Below are 15,941 nucleotides of genomic sequence, written 5' to 3' on the forward strand. Positions count from 1 at the left end.
ACCAAACGACGGTTTCCTCCCACGTCTCACCCCTGTCAGGATGGAGGCGTGGACGACGACATCGACGCGACCGGCCGGCGCATCGCGCACATCCTGCGCGAGCGCATCATCACCGGTGAGATCGACATGGGCGACAAGCTCGGCGAACGCGACATCGCCGAGGAGCTCGGCGTCTCGCGGGTGCCCGTCAGAGAAGCGCTGCACGTGCTCGAGGCCGAGGGGTTCGTGTCGTCGGCCCATCGCCGTGCCGCCGTCGTGCACCGCTTCACGGTCGACGACGCGAGGGAGCTGTTCGACATGCGCATGCACCTCGAGCCCTTCGCCGCGGCGCTCGCCGCGGAGCGCGCCGCCGCGGGCGCCGACACCGCAGCGCTGCGGGCCGCGCTCGACGTGGCGCACGTCGCGTCGGTCGCCGCGGCGTCGGCCTCGTCGCGCAACTCCGATCTGCACGACGAGATCTTCGCCCTCGCCGGTCACGCACTGCTCTCGAGGATGAGCGGTCTGCTCACGGGCCGTACGCGATGGCTCTTCCGTCTGACGCCCGAACGCGACACCCCCGGTCGATGGGACGAGCACGCCGAGATGGTGGAGGCGATCGTGGGCGGGCACGTCTCGCTCGCGCAGACACTCGCCGCCGCGCACGTCGAGCGGGCCCGCGTGGAGTCGATGCCGGGCCTGGTCGAGCGGCTTCCCCCCGTCGAGCGGGCGGAGCGTCGCCGGCGGTCGCGCCGGGTGACGTCGGGGGCCTGACCGCGCCGAAAGGGCGCCCGCGCTGCCCCACCCGGCTGCGATTAACGCGATCCGCGGGTCCATCTGCATGACCGGTGTGGCGCATGTGCTGTCGCGCGGCGTGTGAGGCGCCGCACGAACCAACGCTCCTGCATGTGGACCGCGTGGGCCCACGACCCGTCAGATCAGGCCCAGCTCCGCGAACGCGTTGTGCACGCCGTCGTCGAGCACGGCGGTGGTCACCCGGCCGGCGAGGCGCTGCAGTTCGGGCACGGCGTTGCCCATCGCGACGGGGGTGCCGACGACCTCGAACATCTCGACGTCGTTCCAGCTGTCGCCGATGCCGATGGCGTCCGTCGCCGACAGGCCCAGTTCGGCGAGCACGTCGGTGATCGCGGAGCCCTTGGTCACGCCGGCCTGGCCGATCTCGCCGTTCGAGCCGCCGGGCAGCGGGATCGAGCCCGGGATGACGTGGAACCCGTCGCCGAGCTCGGCGGCGGCGTGGGCGACGGTGTCGGTCGAGGGGCTGACGAAGACGGCCTTGGCGACGGCGTCGCGGTCGACCTCCGACGCCGGGCGGGGCTCGCGCCACAGCGGCTGCTCGGGGGGCAGGCCCTGGGCCTCGAGCTCGGCCGCGCGCTGGGCGTGACGCTCGCGCCGGTACTCGTTCATCACGGCGCCCATGCCGGGGCTGGCGAAGACGCCGCCGTGGGTCTGCAGGAAGTAGTGGATGCCGTGGGCCTCGAAGTACCGCTCGAGGGTGTCGACGTCGGCGCGGGGGAGGGGGCGTTCCACCAGCGTCCGATCGGCCTGGGTCGCATACGCTCCGCCGTTGGTGATCGCGCCGTCGAAGCCGATGGCGAGCACGTCGGGGTGGATGTCGCCGGCGGAGCGGCCGGTGCTGAGCCACACGAGGTGCCCGTTCTCTCGCGCCTGTCGGATGGCGGTCGCCGTCGAGGGCGCCATCACCGAACCGTGTTCGAGGATCGTGCCGTCGACGTCGAGGAAGGCGATGCGGGTCATAGATGTACTCCAAGAGGTCGGCCCCGGGCCGTGAGGACCCGGGGCCGATCCGATCAGGGGGGGGTCAGCGCGTCAGCGACGCGCCATTGGTGCGGATGACGTCGGCGTACCAGCCGAACGACTTCTTCCGGTAGCGATCGAGCGTCCCGGTGCCGTCGTCGTTGCGGTCGACGTAGATGAAACCGTATCGCTTGCTGAGCTGAGCGGTGCTGGCGCTGACGATGTCGATGCAGCCCCACGAGGTGTAGCCGAGCACGTCGACGCCGTCTTCGAGCGCCTCGCCGACCTGCACGAGGTGGTCGTTGAGGTAGGCGATGCGGTAGTCGTCGACGACCGTCTTCTCGCCGTCGACCTCGACGAGCTGGTCGCGCGCGCCCAGGCCGTTCTCGACGATGAACAGCGGCTTCTGCCACCGGTCCCAGAACTGGTTCAGCACGAGGCGCAGGCCCACGGGGTCGATCTGCCAGCCCCACTCGCTCGCTTCGAGCGTGGGGTTCGAGACGCCGCCCATGATGTTGCCCTCGCCCTCGGCGCGCTTCGCGGGGTCGGCGGTCTCGGCGATCGACATGTAGTAGCTGAACGAGACGAAGTCGACGGTGTTCGTCAGGTCGTCGCGGTCCTGATCGGTGATGTCGAGCTCGATTCCCTTCTCGCGCAGCGTCCGCAGGAAGTACCCGGGGTACTCGCCGCGGGTGTGCACGTCGCCGTAGACGAGGTTGCCGTGGTCGGCGTCCATGACGGCGCGGGCGTCGTCGGGCGACGGGGTGAGGGGGTAGATCGGCATCGACAGCACCATGCAGCCGACCTTCGCCTCGGGGGCGACCTCGCGGGCGATGCGGGTGGCTCGGGCGGATGCCACGAGCTCGTGGTGCATCGCCTGGTACAGCTGCTGCTCGGGAACGCCGCCCTCGGGGATCGGGATGCCGCCGCTCATGAACGGGGCGTGCAGCAGCGAGTTGATCTCGTTGAACGTCAGCCAGTACTTCACGCGCGAGCCGAAGCGCTCGAGGAGCGTGCGGGCGTAGCGCTCGTAGAACCCGATGAGCTCGCGGTTCGTCCAGCCGCCGTAGGCCTCGGCCAGGTGCAGCGGCGTCTCGTAGTGCGAGATCGTCACGAGCGGCTCGATGCCGTGCTTCTCGAGTTCGTCGAGCACGCGGTCGTAGAACGCCAGGCCCTCTTCGTTGGGCTCGGTCTCGTCGCCCTTCGGGAAGATGCGGCTCCACGCGATCGAGAACCGGTAGACGCCGAAGCCCATCTCGGCGAACAGCGCGATGTCCTCCGCGTAGCGGTGGTAGTGGTCGATGCCGATGAGCTTGAGGTTGTCGGGCGTGGGCTGGTCGCTGCGGGGACCCGAGATGCCGCGGGGCATCACGTCCTGCACCGAGTACCCCTTGCCGTCTGCGTCGTACGCGCCCTCGATCTGGTTCGCGGCGGTCGCGCCGCCCCAGAGGAAGCCGTCGGGGAAGGAAGTGGTCGTCATGGTCTGTGCCTCCAGGGGGTCAGCGGGCGGTGGAGAGGGAGTCGACCGAGATGGCGCGGAACAGCGTCTCGCCGTGCGAGAGGGGTCCGGATGCCACGTCGGCGACGTCGGGATACAGGTCGCCGTTGGTCACGATGACCGGGGTGATCAGGTCGTACCCGGCCTTCTCGATGGCGGCGCCGTCGAATTCGAGCAGCAGGTCGCCGGCCTTCACCTCGGCGCCGGACTGCACCTTGAGGGTGAAGTGCTGGCCGCCGAGCTTGACGGTGTCGAGGCCGACGTGGATCAGCAGCTCCACGCCGTCGACGCCGCGCAGGCCGATCGCGTGACCGGTGGGGAAGGCGGCGACGACGGTGGCGTCAAACGGGGCGTAGACCGCGCCCGAGGTGGGCCGGATCGCGACGCCCTTGCCGAGCGAGCCGTCGGCGAAGGCGGCATCCGGAACCTCGCTGAGGGCGACGACCGTGCCGTCGACGGGGTTCGACACCTCGGTGTCGGTCGCCGCGGCCGGGGTCGCGGGGGCGGCGGTGTCGACGGGGTCCGTGAAGCCGATGAGCACGACCAGCAGGAACGGGATGATGATCGCGGCGGCGAGGCCGATCGCGAGCATGACCATGTTGCCGTTGCCCAGCAGGGCGGGGAGCGCGAGACCCGAGGGGACGACGAACGCCTTCGAGAAGACCCCGCCCATCGCGATGAGCGCGCCACCGACGGCGCCGCCGACGATGCCGAAGGCGAAGGGGCGCTTGAGCGGCAGGTTGATGCCGTAGATCGCGGGCTCGGTGATGCCGGCGAGGAAGCCCGACAGCGTCGCCGGGGCGGCGAGCGAGCGGAGGCTCTTGTTGCGGGTGCGAACGAGCACACCGGCGACCGCGGCGGCCTGGGCGAGCACGGCGGCGAAGACGGGTCCGATGAGCAGGATCATGCCCGTGGTCTGGTACTCGAGCTGGAAGAGCGGCACGAGGCCCCAGTGCAGGCCGAAGATCACGAAGACCTGCCAGAGGCCGCCCATGATGGCGCCGCCGGCCCACGGCACGGTCTGGAACACCCAGCCGATGGCCGAGGCGAGTCCGCCGCCCACGAGCGCCGACAGCGGACCGATGACGACGAAGATCAGCGGCACGGCCACGAGCACGACGAGCATCGGGGTGACGAAGCGACGAATGGCACCGGGCAGCTTCGCGTAGAGGAAACGCTCGGCGTGGCTCTGCAGCCACACGATGATGATGACCGGGATGACGCTCGAGACGTAGCTGACCATCGTCACCGGGATGCCGAAGAACGTCACGTCGGGAACGCCGGTGAGGGCCGTGATCGAGGGGTAGACGAGCGCTCCCGCGATGGCGAGCGAGGTGAACTCGGCGGCCTTGAAGTAGCGGGCCGCGGTGATCGCCAGGGCGAGGGGGAGGAAGTTGATCAGCGCGTCGGAGAGGGCGTTGAGGATCGTGTAGGTGGTGGTCGTGGCATCCATCCACCCGAAGGTGACGGCCGCGGCGAGGAACGCCTTGAGCAGACCGGTGCCGGCCAGCGCCCAGAGGATCGGCGTGAAGATGGCCGAGATCATCGAGATGAATCGGTTGAAGAGGTTGCCCTTCGGGCCCTTCTCGCCGGTGTCGTCGGAGCCCGCGCCGAGCTTCGTCTGCGACTGGATCGCCGCGAACACCTCGGGCACGTCGTTGCCGATGACGACCTGGTACTGCCCGCCCGCCTGGGCGGTGGTGATCACGCCGGGGGTGGCGCGGAGGGCTGCGGCATTCGCCTTGCTCTCGTCTTTCAGCACGAATCGGAGCCTCGTCGCGCAGTGCACGAGCGAGGTGACGTTGCCTTCTCCGCCGACGCCGGTGAGAACCGCCGCCGCTGTCTTCGCGTAATCCGCCATCGGAATCCGCCTGCCTTTCGCCGCATCCATGCGGCCCGTCGAATGTTCTGTGGCGACGACCCGGATTGTTTTCGGGCAATAAAAAAGACCCGAATCCGTTCATCGCTCGTCAGCGATGTGGATTCAGGTCTTGCCCGCTCGCGCGGTAACAATCCGGAAATCGTCGGCAGGTGTGAACCTGCGTCCGCGACTATAGCACCGGTGCGTCGGGTGCGCCAGAGGTGTCGGCGCGCCCCATGCTCGTCGCCAATCGCTCGACGTGCACGGTCAGGTAGAGCACTTCCTCGTCGGTGAGGGTCGAGCTCGTCGCCGCGAGCACGTAGGCCTTCACAGCCTCGGCGATGCCGAAGGCGCGGGGGTAGCGGTGCTTCGCGAACTCGAAGAACGACGAGTCGCCGCTCGTGAGCATCGAGCGGTCCACGAGGCGCTGCAGCAGGAACCGCACGTGCAGGATGAACCGCGCGTAGTCGGGGCCGGCGGTGTCGAGGGTGACGCCGAGGCCCGTCTCGACCGTGCGCACGACGTGCTGCACGCGCCGGAACAGCAGGGCCGCGGTGCCGTTGGGCTCGTCGCGCGTCGCGTTGAGCAGGTGCATCGTGAGGAACACGCCCTCTTCGGGCGGGAGGCCGCGATCGAGGGATGCCGCGATCGAGGCCGCCATGCGCTCGGCGACACGCGATTCGTCGGGGTGGAGGATCCGCAACTCGGGCATCGAGGTGACGGGGATGCGGATGCCCTGGTCGAGGCGCTCGATGACGTAGTTGACGTGGTCGATGACGGCGAGCGGCAACCGACGCCCGAGGTCGCGGCCCAGTTCGCGCTCGGCTTCGTCGACCGCGCGCAGCACCGCCTGCACCAGGGCGTATGGCGCGTCGGTGAGGAGCTTCTGCGCGTGTGCGGTGTCGGTGGCCTGGTCGAGCACGAACGTCTTCTCGACCTTGGCGGGGTCGACGTGCCCCTCGTGCTTGAGCTGGAAGCCGATGCCGCGTCCCATGAGCACGCGCTCGCGGCCGTCGGCGTCGATCGCCACGACGACGTTGTTGTTCAGAAGTTTCTGCACGCCGCCGGGCGGGATGGGGGCATCACCGGCACCGGGCATGGGATGCAGTTTAGAGCGGCGCGTCGCGCGCGAGTCGCCAGAATTCGTCGCCGCGAGGCGGTGCCGGGCGACGAATTCGGGCGACTCACGCGCGGGGCGCCGGGCGGCGGACTCGTGTAGAGTCGCCGACGGACATGTGACTGGTCATGCAGGCAGGATCCGAAAGCAGTGCGAGAGCGCCGCCTTCGGGTCCTTTTTTTGTGCCCGGCGACCGCGGCGCCGACGCCCGGTCGATGTGTCCGTCGATCCAAGGAAGGACGTCGATGACCACCTCAGACAGCGCGCGCAGCATTCTCGAGCACGTCGGTGGAGCCGCCAATGTGGCCGCTCTGCACCACTGCTCGACCCGTCTGCGCTTCACCCTGACCGACGAGACGAAGGCCGACGAGGCGGCGCTGAAGGCGACCCCCGGCGTGATCGGCGTCGTGCGCGGCACCCAGACCCAGGTCATCATCGGCTCGAACGTGGCCGACTACTTCCGCGAGATCGAGAAGGTGCGCGGGGGCGGAACCCGCTCCGCGGCCCGCGTGGATGCCGCGAAGCCGAAGCTGACGTGGAAGGGCGCCGGATCGATCGCGATGGACTTCGTGGTCGGCGTCTTCACCCCGATCATCCCGGCCGTCGCGGGCGCCGGAATCTTCAAGTCGTTCCTGATCCTCGCGGTCGCCCTCGGATGGCTGCAGACCAGCGACCAGACCTATCAGGTGCTCACCGCGATCCCCGATGCGGTGTTCTTCTTCCTGCCCCTGCTCGTGACCTACACCGCGGCGAAGAAGCTCGACACCAACATCCCGCTGGCCCTCGGCATCGTCGGACTGCTCGTCTTCCCGACCTTCGCGGGTCTGCTGACGCAGGAAGGCGGCGTCGCCCTCTTCGGCATCGCCGTCCCCGCCATCGCCTACAACGCCCAGGTCTTCCCCCCGATCCTGGCCGTGCTGCTGCTCGCCGTCGTCGAGCGCTTCGCCCGCCGCATCAGCCCGAGCGTCATCAGCACGTTCCTGGTGCCGCTGATCTGCTTCGTCGTGGTCGCTCCGGCCATGATCTTCCTGCTCGGTCCGCTCGGGTTCTGGCTCGGCTCGCTCCTGACCGGCGCGATGCTGTGGCTGTACGGCACCCTCGGCTGGGTGGCCGTCGCCCTCATGGCCGCAGCCCTGCCCTTCATCGTCTCGGTCGGCATGCACAAGGCCTTCATCCCGCCCACCGTGGCCACAATGGCCGCGAGCGGTAGGGAGAGCTTCTACCTCGTCGCCTCGCTCGCCCACAACCTCGCCGAGTCGGGCTCGAGCCTCGCCATCGCCGTGCGCACGAAGAACAAGACGCTGCGCGGCACCGCCATCTCGTCGGGCATCTCGGCGTTCTTCGGTATCACGGAGCCCGCGCTGTACGGTGTGACGCTGCAGAACCGCCGCGCGATCATCTCGGTCGTCATCGGTTCGTTCGTGGGCGGCGCGTACCTCGGCATCGCGGCCATCTCGGCCTTCGCCCTGGTGAGCCCGGGAGCGGCGAGCATCTCGATGTTCATCGACATGGCCAACCCCTGGAACCTGCTGCACGCCGTCATCGGCGCCTTCGTGGCGATGATCGTGTCGTTCGCGGTGTCGCTGGTGATCTGGAAGGACTCCGACTCCGCCACGGTGCGCCTGCTCGACGAGCAGGCGGGGGTCGCAGCGCCCGCAGCCGACGCCGGCCCGGTCTCGAACGCCGGGATCATCGCCCCGATGACCGGCGAGGTCGTTCCGCTCGATCAGGTCGACGACCCGGTGTTCTCGGGCGGCATCCTCGGACCGGGCGTGGCCATCCGCCCCACCGACGGCGAGGTGCGCGCGCCCATCACCGGCACCGTGTCGAGCCTGCTGCCCTCACGCCACGCCCTCGGCATCCTCGGCGACGACGGTCTCGAAGTGCTCGTGCACGTGGGTCTGGACACGGTGCGCCTCGAAGGCGCTCCCTTCACCGCCCTCATCGCGCAGGGCGATCATGTGACCGCGGGCCAGCCCGTGCTCATCGCCGACCTCGCGGCCATCGAAGCCGCGGGCCTCGACATCACGACGCCCGTCGTCGTGCTCAACGGCGACGCCTACGACGTCGCCCCCCTCGTGACCGGACGCGTCGCCGCGGGCGCCGCGCTCCTGTCGACCGAAGAGAAGGAGACCGCGAATGGGATTGCCTGACGGATTCCTCTGGGGCGGCGCCCTCGCCGCCAACCAGGCCGAAGGTGCCTGGAACGAAGGGGGTCGCGGTCCCGCGGTCTCCGACGTCGCGAAATACCGGCCCCACGTCGACCCGCGTGAGTACGCGGTGCACCACCAGCACACGCTGGAGAGCATCCGCGAGGCCATGGCCGACGACGACATCGCGTACTACCCGAAGCGCCGGGGCATCGATTTCTACCACCGGTACCGCGACGACCTGGCGCTGTTCGCCGAGATGGGCTTCTCGGTGCTGCGCGTGTCGATCGCGTGGTCGCGCCTGTACCCGACCGGCGAAGAGCTCGAACCGAACGAGGAGGGCATCGCCTTCTACCTCGACCTGTTCACGGAGATGCGCCGTCTCGGCATCCGTCCGCTCGTCACGCTGTCGCACTACGACCCGCCGCTCGCCCTCGCGCTGAAGAACAACGCGTGGGTCGACCGGAGCACGATCGCGCTGTTCGAGCGCTTCTCGCGCACGTGCTTTGAGCGCTTCGGCCACCTCGTCGACCTGTGGCTGTCGTTCAACGAGATCGACGGCATCATCCGGCACCCGTTCACCTCGGGCGGCATCATCGACGAGACCGTCGAGGGGTCGCTGGAGCAGGCCTGCTACACCGCCCTGCACCACCAGTTCGTGGCGTCGGCGTCGGTCACCCGCATGCTGCACGAGATGTGGCCCGCGTCGGAGATGGGGTGCATGCTCACCATGCTCACCACCTACCCGAACACCTGTCACCCCGACGACGTCGCCGCCACCCAGGCGAAGGAGCGCATGCTCTACCTCTGCACCGACGTGCAGGCCGGCGGCGCCTACCCGCGCCTCGCGCTGAACGCGCTGGAGCGGCAGGGTGTCGTCATCCCCTTCGAGGACGGCGACGTCGAGCTGCTGCGCGACCACCCGGTCGACTACATCTCGTTCTCGTACTACATGACCCTCACCGAGTCGGTGCGTCCGGATGCCGAGCGCACGCCCGGCAACACGGTGCTGGGCGTGAAGAACCCGTACCTCGCCTCGAGCGAGTGGGGCTGGCAGATCGATCCGGTGGGGCTCCGCATCGCGCTCATCGACCTCTACGACCGCTACGGCAAGCCGCTGTTCATCGTCGAGAACGGTCTGGGCATGCGCGACGAGCTGACCGACGACGGGCGCATCCACGACCCGTACCGCATCGACTACTTCCGCTCGCACTTCGCGGAGATGATCCGCGCCGTCGACGAGGGCGTGGACCTGCGCGGCTACACGAGCTGGGCCCCGATCGACATCATCAGCGCCTCGTCGTCGCAGATCTCGAAGAGGTACGGTTTCATCCACGTCGATCAGGACGACCTCGGCAACGGGACCGGGGAGCGGCGCCGCAAGGACTCGTTCTTCTGGTACCAGAAGGTCATCTCCTCGAACGGGGCAGACCTGGAGTGACCGCCGCACTCGATGCGCGTTCCCCGGGGTCGACGGAGACACCCATGCAGATCATCAAGAAGGTGCTGAACTCCAGCGTCGTGCTCGTCGAGGACGAGCGCGGCGTGGAGCGCGTGCTGCTGGGCAAGGGCATCGGTTTCGGCGCGAAGCAGGGCGACAGCGTCGCCCCCGAGGCGACCGATCGGGTCTTCGTCGCCCTCGACGACGCCGACCAGCGCAACCTCGTCGAACTGCTGGCGCAGATTCCGGGGGAGTTCGTCGAGCTCACCCGGGCCATCGTGCTGGATGCCGAGAACTCCGGCATCCAGCTCGATGCGCACATCTACCTGACCCTCACCGATCACCTGCACTTCGCCGTGGAACGTCAACGGCGGGGGCTGCAGGTGACCAACCGCCTGGCGTGGGAGGTGCGGACGGTCTACCCCGGCGAGTACGAGGTGGGCCTTCGGGCGCTGGCGCTGCTGCGCGAGCGCACCGGCGTCGCCCTGCCCGACGAGGAGGCCGCCAACATCGCGTTCCACCTCGTCAACTCCGAGGTGGGGCGTCCGGCGGTCGACTCGATCCGCGTGGTGGGGCTGGTGTCGGACATCACCACGATCGTCACGCACTCCGGGGGCGTGGCGCTCGACGGCGACGATCTGCACACCCGGCGGTTCCTCACCCACCTGCAGTTCTTCGCCGAGCGGTTGTTCTCGGGCCGCCTGGCCGGGCAGGACGACGACCTGCTCTTCGCGACCATGACGCAGAAGCACCCGCGGGCGGTCGCCACGGCCGAGCGCGTGCGCGCCTTCGTGCGCAAGGAGCACGAGGTGGAGATCTCCGACGAGGAGGTCGGCTACCTCGCTCTGCACATCGCGCGGGCGCAATCCGCCTGAGCACCCCGCTGCGTCGTTGCGTGAGTCGCCGGAATTCGTCGCCCGGCGAGGGCCCGGAGCGACGATTCCTCGCGACTCACGCGGCTCTCGGGCGGGGGCGTCCAGCCGCGGTGCAGGCGCGCCGGGTAACCTGGAAAGCATGAACGATCAGGCCCCCGTGCGCTCCACCACGCCCCGGCAGGTGCGCCCCGAGGGGGCCCCGGCCGACACCGGCATCCGCGAGACGCGCCCCGCGTCGTCGACGGGCGTCCGCCAGGTGCGCCCCGCGACCGAGGGATGGAAGCAGGCGAAAGACGAGACCGGTCGTCCGCTGCTGCAGTTCGCCAGCCCGAAGCGCGGCAAGCCCCCCGTGCACCTCGCCGACCTCACCCCCGCGGAGCGGGTCGAGAAGGCCAAGGAGCTGGGCCTGCCCGGCTTCCGCGCGAAGCAGCTCGAGAAGCACTACTTCACGCACTACACGTCGGACCCCGCCGACATGACCGACCTGCCGGCATCCGGACGCGAAGAGCTCGTCGCGGGAATGCTGCCGCCGCTGCTCACCGAGGTGCGCCGGCTCGAGACCGACCGCGGCGACACGATCAAGTTCCTCTGGAAGCTCCACGACGGCGCGCTCGTCGAGTCGGTGCTCATGCGCTACCCCGGCCGCATCACGCTCTGCGTGTCGAGCCAGGCCGGGTGCGGCATGAACTGCCCCTTCTGCGCCACCGGCCAGGCGGGTCTGACCCGCAACATGTCGGCGGCCGAGATCATCGAGCAGATCGTCCGCGCCAACGCCCTCATCGCCGCCGGCGGCCTGGGCGGCAAGAAGCACGACGACCACTCGCTCGACCGCGTCAGCAACATCGTCTTCATGGGCATGGGCGAGCCGCTCGCCAACTACGCACGGGTCATGCAGGCCGTGCGCGTGATGGTCGACAAGGACCACGGCCTGGGCATGAGCGCCCGCGGCATCACCGTCTCGACCGTCGGACTCGTGCCCGCGATCAAGAAGCTCGCCGACGAAGACATCCCGGTGACGTTCGCCCTGTCGCTGCACGCTCCCGACGACCACCTGCGCGATGAGCTCATCCCGGTGAACTCCAAGTGGAAGGTCGACGAGGCCCTGGATGCCGCGCGCAACTACTTCGACAAGACCGGCCGCCGTGTCTCGATCGAGTACGCCCTGATCAAGGACATGAACGACCACGCCTGGCGCGCCGACCTGCTGGCCGAGAAGCTCAACGCCCGCGGTCGCGGCTGGGTGCACGTGAACCCCATCCCGTTGAACCCGACTCCGGGGTCGATCTGGACGGCATCCGAGGTGCCCGTGCAGAACGAGTTCGTGCGCCGGTTGAACGACGCGGGCATTCCGACGACCCTCCGCGACACCCGCGGCAAAGAGATCGACGGCGCCTGCGGTCAGCTCGTGGCGACCGAAGACGACGCGGTGGCCGCCGCGGCGACGCCCGTCGGCTGACGCCCGCCGGTCCGTTCGGCGGCTTACGCCCGCCCGTGCGTTCGGCGGTGCCCGTCGAGCGCTCTCGCCGCCCCGGGCATAAACGCTCTTCCTGCGCAGAAACGCGCTCGCTGAGCGTTCATGCGCAGGATCGGCGTTTCTGCGTGGGGGTGGCGGCCGCGCGTCCACCGATCGGTGGATGCCGAGTCCACCGGTCCGTCGTTCCCGGCCGGGGCCGCGCGCGGTCAGACTGAGGGCATGAGCGAACACGTCGTGCGGGTGCAGAACCTGCGCAAGACCTACCGCGGAGGCGTCGAAGCGCTGCGCGGAGTCTCTTTCGACATCCGACGAGGCGAGACGTTCGCGGTGCTCGGCCCCAACGGCGCCGGCAAGAGCACCGTCATCGAGATCCTCGAGGGCTACCGCGACCGCACGAGCGGTGAGGTGAGCGTGCTCGGCGTCGACCCGCACCGCGGGGGCCTCGACTGGAAGGCGCGACTCGGCATCGTCCTGCAGAACACGGGCGAGGCGCCGACCGCGACCGTGCGCGAGCTCCTCGCCCACTTCGCCTCGTTCTACCCGCGCCCGAGGGGCGTCGACGAGGTCATCGCCGCGGTCGGTCTCACCGAGAAGGCCACGGTCAGCGTGCGCAAGCTCTCGGGCGGGCAGCGTCGCCGCGTCGACGTGGCGCTGGGGATCATCGGCCGCCCTGAGCTGCTGTTCCTCGACGAGCCCACCACCGGCTTCGATCCCGAGGTGCGGCGGCAGTTCTGGGACCTCATCCGCCTGCTCCAGGCGGAGGGCACCACCATCCTGCTCACGACCCACTACCTCGACGAGGCCGCCGAGCTCTCGGAGCGCGCGGCGATCATCGTGGCCGGGCAGGTGGCATCCGTGGGCCGCATCGACGAACTCGGCGGACCCGACGCCCGCGTGCCGTTCGTGCGGTGGCGCGAGGGCGGGGTGACGCGCGAGCAGCGCACCGACGACCCGGGCGCGTTCGTCGCGGCCCTCTACGCCCGAGCCGGCGAACCCGAGCGGCTCGAGGTCGTGCGGCCGAGCCTCGAAGACGTGTACCTGTCGTTCCTCGGTGCCGATGAGCGCCGCACCGCGGCTGCGGGGGGTGCCGCGTGAGCCGGGTCCTGCGGCTCGGTGCCGCACGCGTGGGGTTCGAGGTGCGCGCGTACTTCCGCCAGGGCGATTCGGTGTTCTTCACCTTCCTGTTCCCCGTGATGATCCTGCTCATCTTCGCCGTCGCGTTCGACGCGCAGACCTTCGGTCCCCCGGGCGCCGAGGTGAAGGCCGCGCAGTTCTACCTGCCCGCCATGCTCGCCGCGGGCGTACTGCTGTCGGGTTTGCAGAACATGTCGATCGACATCGCGATGGAACGCAGCGACGGCACCCTCAAGCGCCTCGGTGGCACTCCGCTCAGCCCCGTGTCGTACTTCATCGGCAAGCTCGGGCAGGTGCTGGTGACCGGCTTTCTGCAGTCGGTGCTGCTGATCGTCGTCGCGGCGGTCTTCTTCGGCGTGCCGCTGCCCACCGAACCGGAGCGCTGGCTGACCTTCGCGTGGGTGTTCCTGCTGGGCGTCACCACCTGCGCGATCCTCGGCATCGGGCTCTCGGCCCTCCCGCGCACCGGTCGCAGCGCCACGGGCGTCGTCATCCCGATCGTGCTGCTGCTGCAGTTCATCTCGGGGGTCTACATCAACTTCGCCGCCCTGCCGGAGTGGCTGCAGAACGTGGCGAGCGTGTTCCCGCTGAAGTGGCTGGCGCAGGGCTTCCGCTCGGTCTTCCTGCCCGAGGGCTTCGCCGCGGCCGAGCCGTCGGGGTCGTGGGAGCACCCGCTGATCCTGCTCGTGACGGGACTCTGGCTCGTCGTGGGGCTCGCGGTGGTGCGGGCGACGTTCCGATGGATCCGGAAAGACGCGTGAGGGGCGCGGGAACCGTCGCCTCCGGCGGCGCCGTGGCGACCGGGACCGATGGCCCGCGCGGGGAGCGGGAGCGGGCGGATGCCGTGGCCTCGGCCGTGCGCGGATGGACCCTGGTCTACGCAATCGCGGGTGCCGTGGGCGTCGCGATCGCCCTCGTGGCCGGGGTTGTCGGGGCGGTCCCCTGGGGGCCGGCGCTCGTGGCGCTGGGAGCCGTCGTCGTGCACGCCGCGCTCGTGCTCGTCGCCCTCCCTCGCGTGCTGAGCGAGCAGGGAGCGCCGCGGGTCGCCACGGGGCTGGCGGTGTCGACGCTGCTGCTGCCCCTGGCCATCGCGTGCGTGCCGTGGATCGCGATGCTGCAGTTCGCGGCGTACCCCCTGCTCTGGGTGATCTGGTCGCGCCGGCGCGCGGCGATCGCCTGGACCGCCCTGTCGAGCGTGCTCGTGCTCGTCGCGCTGGCCTGGGGCGGCGACGGCGACGCGTGGGAGCGCGCCGCGATCATCCAGGCGACGTCGTTCGCCGGCAACATCGGCCTCGGTCTGTGGTTCACCGCCGTCTACCGGCACGCAGCCGAGACCCAGGGCCTGCTCGATCGACTCACCGCCGCGCAGGACGAACTCGCCGCCTTGCACCGCGATACGGGCGTCGTCGAAGAGCGTGGACGTCTGGCCGCCGAACTCCACGACACCATCGCGCAGACGCTGGCGGGGACGGTGCTGCTGGTTCAGCGCTCGCGCCGGGAGCTCGCGGCGGGCGTCTTGGCCGACTCCACCCTCGGCCTGGTCGAAGAGGCCGCGCGCGAGGCCCTCACCGAGACGCGCACCCTCGTCGCGGGCGGGGCGCCCGTGTCGCACGGCGAGGGGCTGGTCGCCGCCCTGACGGTGCTCGTCGACCGTCTCGGCCGAGAATCGGGTCTGCGCATCGACCTGCGCGCCGACGCCGTCACGGGCCTCGACCGCGAGAGCGAGGTCGCGCTGCTGCGGTGCGCCCAGGAGGGCCTGTCGAACGCCCGCCGGCACTCGGGCGCACGACGTGTCGAGGTGACGCTGACCGAGCTCGACGACGGCGTGGAACTGCGCGTAGCCGACGACGGCGCCGGCTTCGACCCCGCCGCCCGGGCGCAGGGGTTCGGGCTCGAGGGGCTCCGCGCGCGGCTCGGGCACCTCGACGGTGACCTGCTGATCGACGGCAGCCCCGGGGCCACGGTGCTCACGGCCCGCGTTCCGCGCTCGGCGGTGCGCGCGTGACCGGCCGTGTGATCCGCGTCGTGATCGTCGACGACCATCCGATCGTGCGGGCCGGGCTCACCGGCATCCTGGATGCCGCCGACGACATGTGCGTGGTGGGCGTGGCCGCCGACGGGATCGAGGCGGTGACCGTCGTGGAGCGCGAACGCCCCGACGTGGTGCTGATGGACATGCGGATGCCGCGCCGCGACGGCGAGGAGGCGACGGCGATGCTGCGCGAGAGCGTGCCGACGGCGCGGATCATCGTGCTGACGACCTACGAGAGCGACGACGTCATCGTGCGGGCCATCGCCGCCGGGGCGAGCGGGTACCTGCTGAAAGCCGCGCCCGAGCAGGAGCTGCTGGCGGGGATCCGCGCCGTGGCCGCCGGCGAGGTGGCCCTCGCGCCGAGTGTGGCGCGCGTGCTCGTCGCGCAGACCGGGCGACCCGCCGAGAGACCTGCGCTCACCGCCCGCGAGGTCGAGGTGCTCGGTCATGTCGCGCAGGGCCTCAGCAACCGTGAGATCGGAGTGCGCCTGCACCTCGGCGAGGCCACGGTCAAGACGCATCTGCTGAAGGTGTTCGCCAAGCTCGACGTCGCCGACCGCACCCGCGCCGTCACACGGGCGATGGAGCTCGGCATCCTGTGACGCGG

General features: G+C 70.1%; 13 protein-coding genes. 9 read left to right on the top strand and 4 right to left on the bottom strand.

Annotation, left to right across the window (positions count from 1 at the left end; genetic code table 11):
• Window positions 1-48: 48 nt before the first annotated feature.
• Entirely contained in the window at window positions 49-750 is a 702-nt protein-coding gene (locus tag ASG45_RS16365; RefSeq protein ID WP_055832800.1) for a GntR family transcriptional regulator, read from the top strand.
• Window positions 751-909: 159 nt separating this feature from the next.
• Here the strand turns inward: ASG45_RS16365 and ASG45_RS03220 are convergent, their stop codons facing one another.
• The 4 genes from ASG45_RS03220 to ASG45_RS03235 all read right to left on the bottom strand — a co-directional run bounded on the left by ASG45_RS03220 (window position 910) and on the right by ASG45_RS03235 (window position 6,210).
• Window positions 910-1,752, bottom strand: coding sequence for an HAD family hydrolase (locus ASG45_RS03220; protein WP_055832801.1), 843 nt, complete (start codon window positions 1,750-1,752; stop codon window positions 910-912).
• A gap of 64 nt (window positions 1,753-1,816) precedes the next feature.
• The gene (locus tag ASG45_RS03225; protein ID WP_055832802.1) at window positions 1,817-3,232 is read right to left on the bottom strand and encodes a glycoside hydrolase family 1 protein; all 1,416 of its coding nucleotides are present in this window, start codon (window positions 3,230-3,232) and stop codon (window positions 1,817-1,819) included.
• A 19-nt stretch (window positions 3,233-3,251) separates the two neighbouring features.
• On the bottom strand, window positions 3,252-5,111 hold the full coding sequence (locus tag ASG45_RS03230; protein WP_055832803.1) for a beta-glucoside-specific PTS transporter subunit IIABC: 1,860 nt from the start codon (window positions 5,109-5,111) through the stop codon (window positions 3,252-3,254).
• Window positions 5,112-5,301: 190 nt separating this feature from the next.
• Window positions 5,302-6,210, bottom strand: coding sequence for a PRD domain-containing protein (locus ASG45_RS03235; RefSeq protein WP_055832804.1), 909 nt, complete (start codon window positions 6,208-6,210; stop codon window positions 5,302-5,304).
• A gap of 263 nt (window positions 6,211-6,473) precedes the next feature.
• On the opposite strand from ASG45_RS03235, the gene ASG45_RS03240 reads away from it, so the two are divergent.
• The 8 genes from ASG45_RS03240 (at window position 6,474) to ASG45_RS03275 (ending at window position 15,936) form a co-directional block, all read left to right on the top strand.
• Complete coding sequence (locus tag ASG45_RS03240; protein WP_055832805.1) at window positions 6,474-8,381, top strand: beta-glucoside-specific PTS transporter subunit IIABC; 1,908 nt, start codon at window positions 6,474-6,476, stop codon at window positions 8,379-8,381.
• A complete protein-coding gene (locus ASG45_RS03245; RefSeq protein WP_055832806.1) occupies window positions 8,368-9,819 on the top strand; it encodes a family 1 glycosylhydrolase in 1,452 nt (483 codons plus the stop codon). Before ASG45_RS03240 ends, ASG45_RS03245 begins: the two co-directional genes overlap by 14 nt.
• Window positions 9,820-9,863: 44 nt before the next feature.
• A complete protein-coding gene (locus ASG45_RS03250; protein WP_055832807.1) occupies window positions 9,864-10,694 on the top strand; it encodes a PRD domain-containing protein in 831 nt (276 codons plus the stop codon).
• 139 nt (window positions 10,695-10,833) lie between these two features.
• Window positions 10,834-12,150: a 23S rRNA (adenine(2503)-C(2))-methyltransferase RlmN gene (rlmN, locus tag ASG45_RS03255; protein WP_235561552.1), complete on the top strand. Its 1,317-nt coding sequence runs from the start codon at window positions 10,834-10,836 to the stop codon at window positions 12,148-12,150.
• Window positions 12,151-12,387: 237 nt separating this feature from the next.
• Window positions 12,388-13,263, top strand: a complete 876-nt coding sequence (locus ASG45_RS03260) for an ABC transporter ATP-binding protein (protein ID WP_055833235.1) — start codon at window positions 12,388-12,390, stop codon at window positions 13,261-13,263.
• Window positions 13,260-14,063, top strand: coding sequence for an ABC transporter permease (locus ASG45_RS03265; protein WP_055832808.1), 804 nt, complete (start codon window positions 13,260-13,262; stop codon window positions 14,061-14,063). The genes ASG45_RS03260 and ASG45_RS03265 overlap by 4 nt, the downstream gene beginning before the upstream one ends.
• On the top strand, window positions 14,060-15,307 hold the full coding sequence (locus ASG45_RS03270) for a sensor histidine kinase (RefSeq protein WP_055832809.1): 1,248 nt from the start codon (window positions 14,060-14,062) through the stop codon (window positions 15,305-15,307). Before ASG45_RS03265 ends, ASG45_RS03270 begins: the two co-directional genes overlap by 4 nt.
• Window positions 15,304-15,936 carry a response regulator gene (locus ASG45_RS03275; RefSeq protein ID WP_235561553.1) on the top strand — a complete coding sequence of 211 codons (633 nt, stop codon included), beginning with the start codon at window positions 15,304-15,306 and terminating at the stop codon, window positions 15,934-15,936. Before ASG45_RS03270 ends, ASG45_RS03275 begins: the two co-directional genes overlap by 4 nt.
• Window positions 15,937-15,941: the final 5 nt, after the last annotated feature.

This window comes from Microbacterium sp. Leaf436, assembly GCF_001424715.1.
GTDB lineage: Bacteria > Actinomycetota > Actinomycetes > Actinomycetales > Microbacteriaceae > Microbacterium.

Excerpts from the sequence above, each read along its gene's own strand:
- ASG45_RS03260 (WP_055833235.1), top strand. The coding sequence starts at position 12,388 with ATGAGCGAACACGTCGTGCGGGTGCAGAACCTGCGCAAGACCTACCGC.
- ASG45_RS03235 (WP_055832804.1), bottom strand. The coding sequence starts at position 6,210 with ATGCCCGGTGCCGGTGATGCCCCCATCCCGCCCGGCGGCGTGCAGAAA.
- ASG45_RS03240 (WP_055832805.1), top strand. The coding sequence starts at position 6,474 with ATGACCACCTCAGACAGCGCGCGCAGCATTCTCGAGCACGTCGGTGGA.
- rlmN (WP_235561552.1), top strand. The coding sequence starts at position 10,834 with ATGAACGATCAGGCCCCCGTGCGCTCCACCACGCCCCGGCAGGTGCGC.
- ASG45_RS03220 (WP_055832801.1), bottom strand. The coding sequence starts at position 1,752 with ATGACCCGCATCGCCTTCCTCGACGTCGACGGCACGATCCTCGAACAC.
- ASG45_RS03250 (WP_055832807.1), top strand. The coding sequence starts at position 9,864 with ATGCAGATCATCAAGAAGGTGCTGAACTCCAGCGTCGTGCTCGTCGAG.
- ASG45_RS03230 (WP_055832803.1), bottom strand. The coding sequence starts at position 5,111 with ATGGCGGATTACGCGAAGACAGCGGCGGCGGTTCTCACCGGCGTCGGC.
- ASG45_RS03245 (WP_055832806.1), top strand. The coding sequence starts at position 8,368 with ATGGGATTGCCTGACGGATTCCTCTGGGGCGGCGCCCTCGCCGCCAAC.
- ASG45_RS03225 (WP_055832802.1), bottom strand. The coding sequence starts at position 3,232 with ATGACGACCACTTCCTTCCCCGACGGCTTCCTCTGGGGCGGCGCGACC.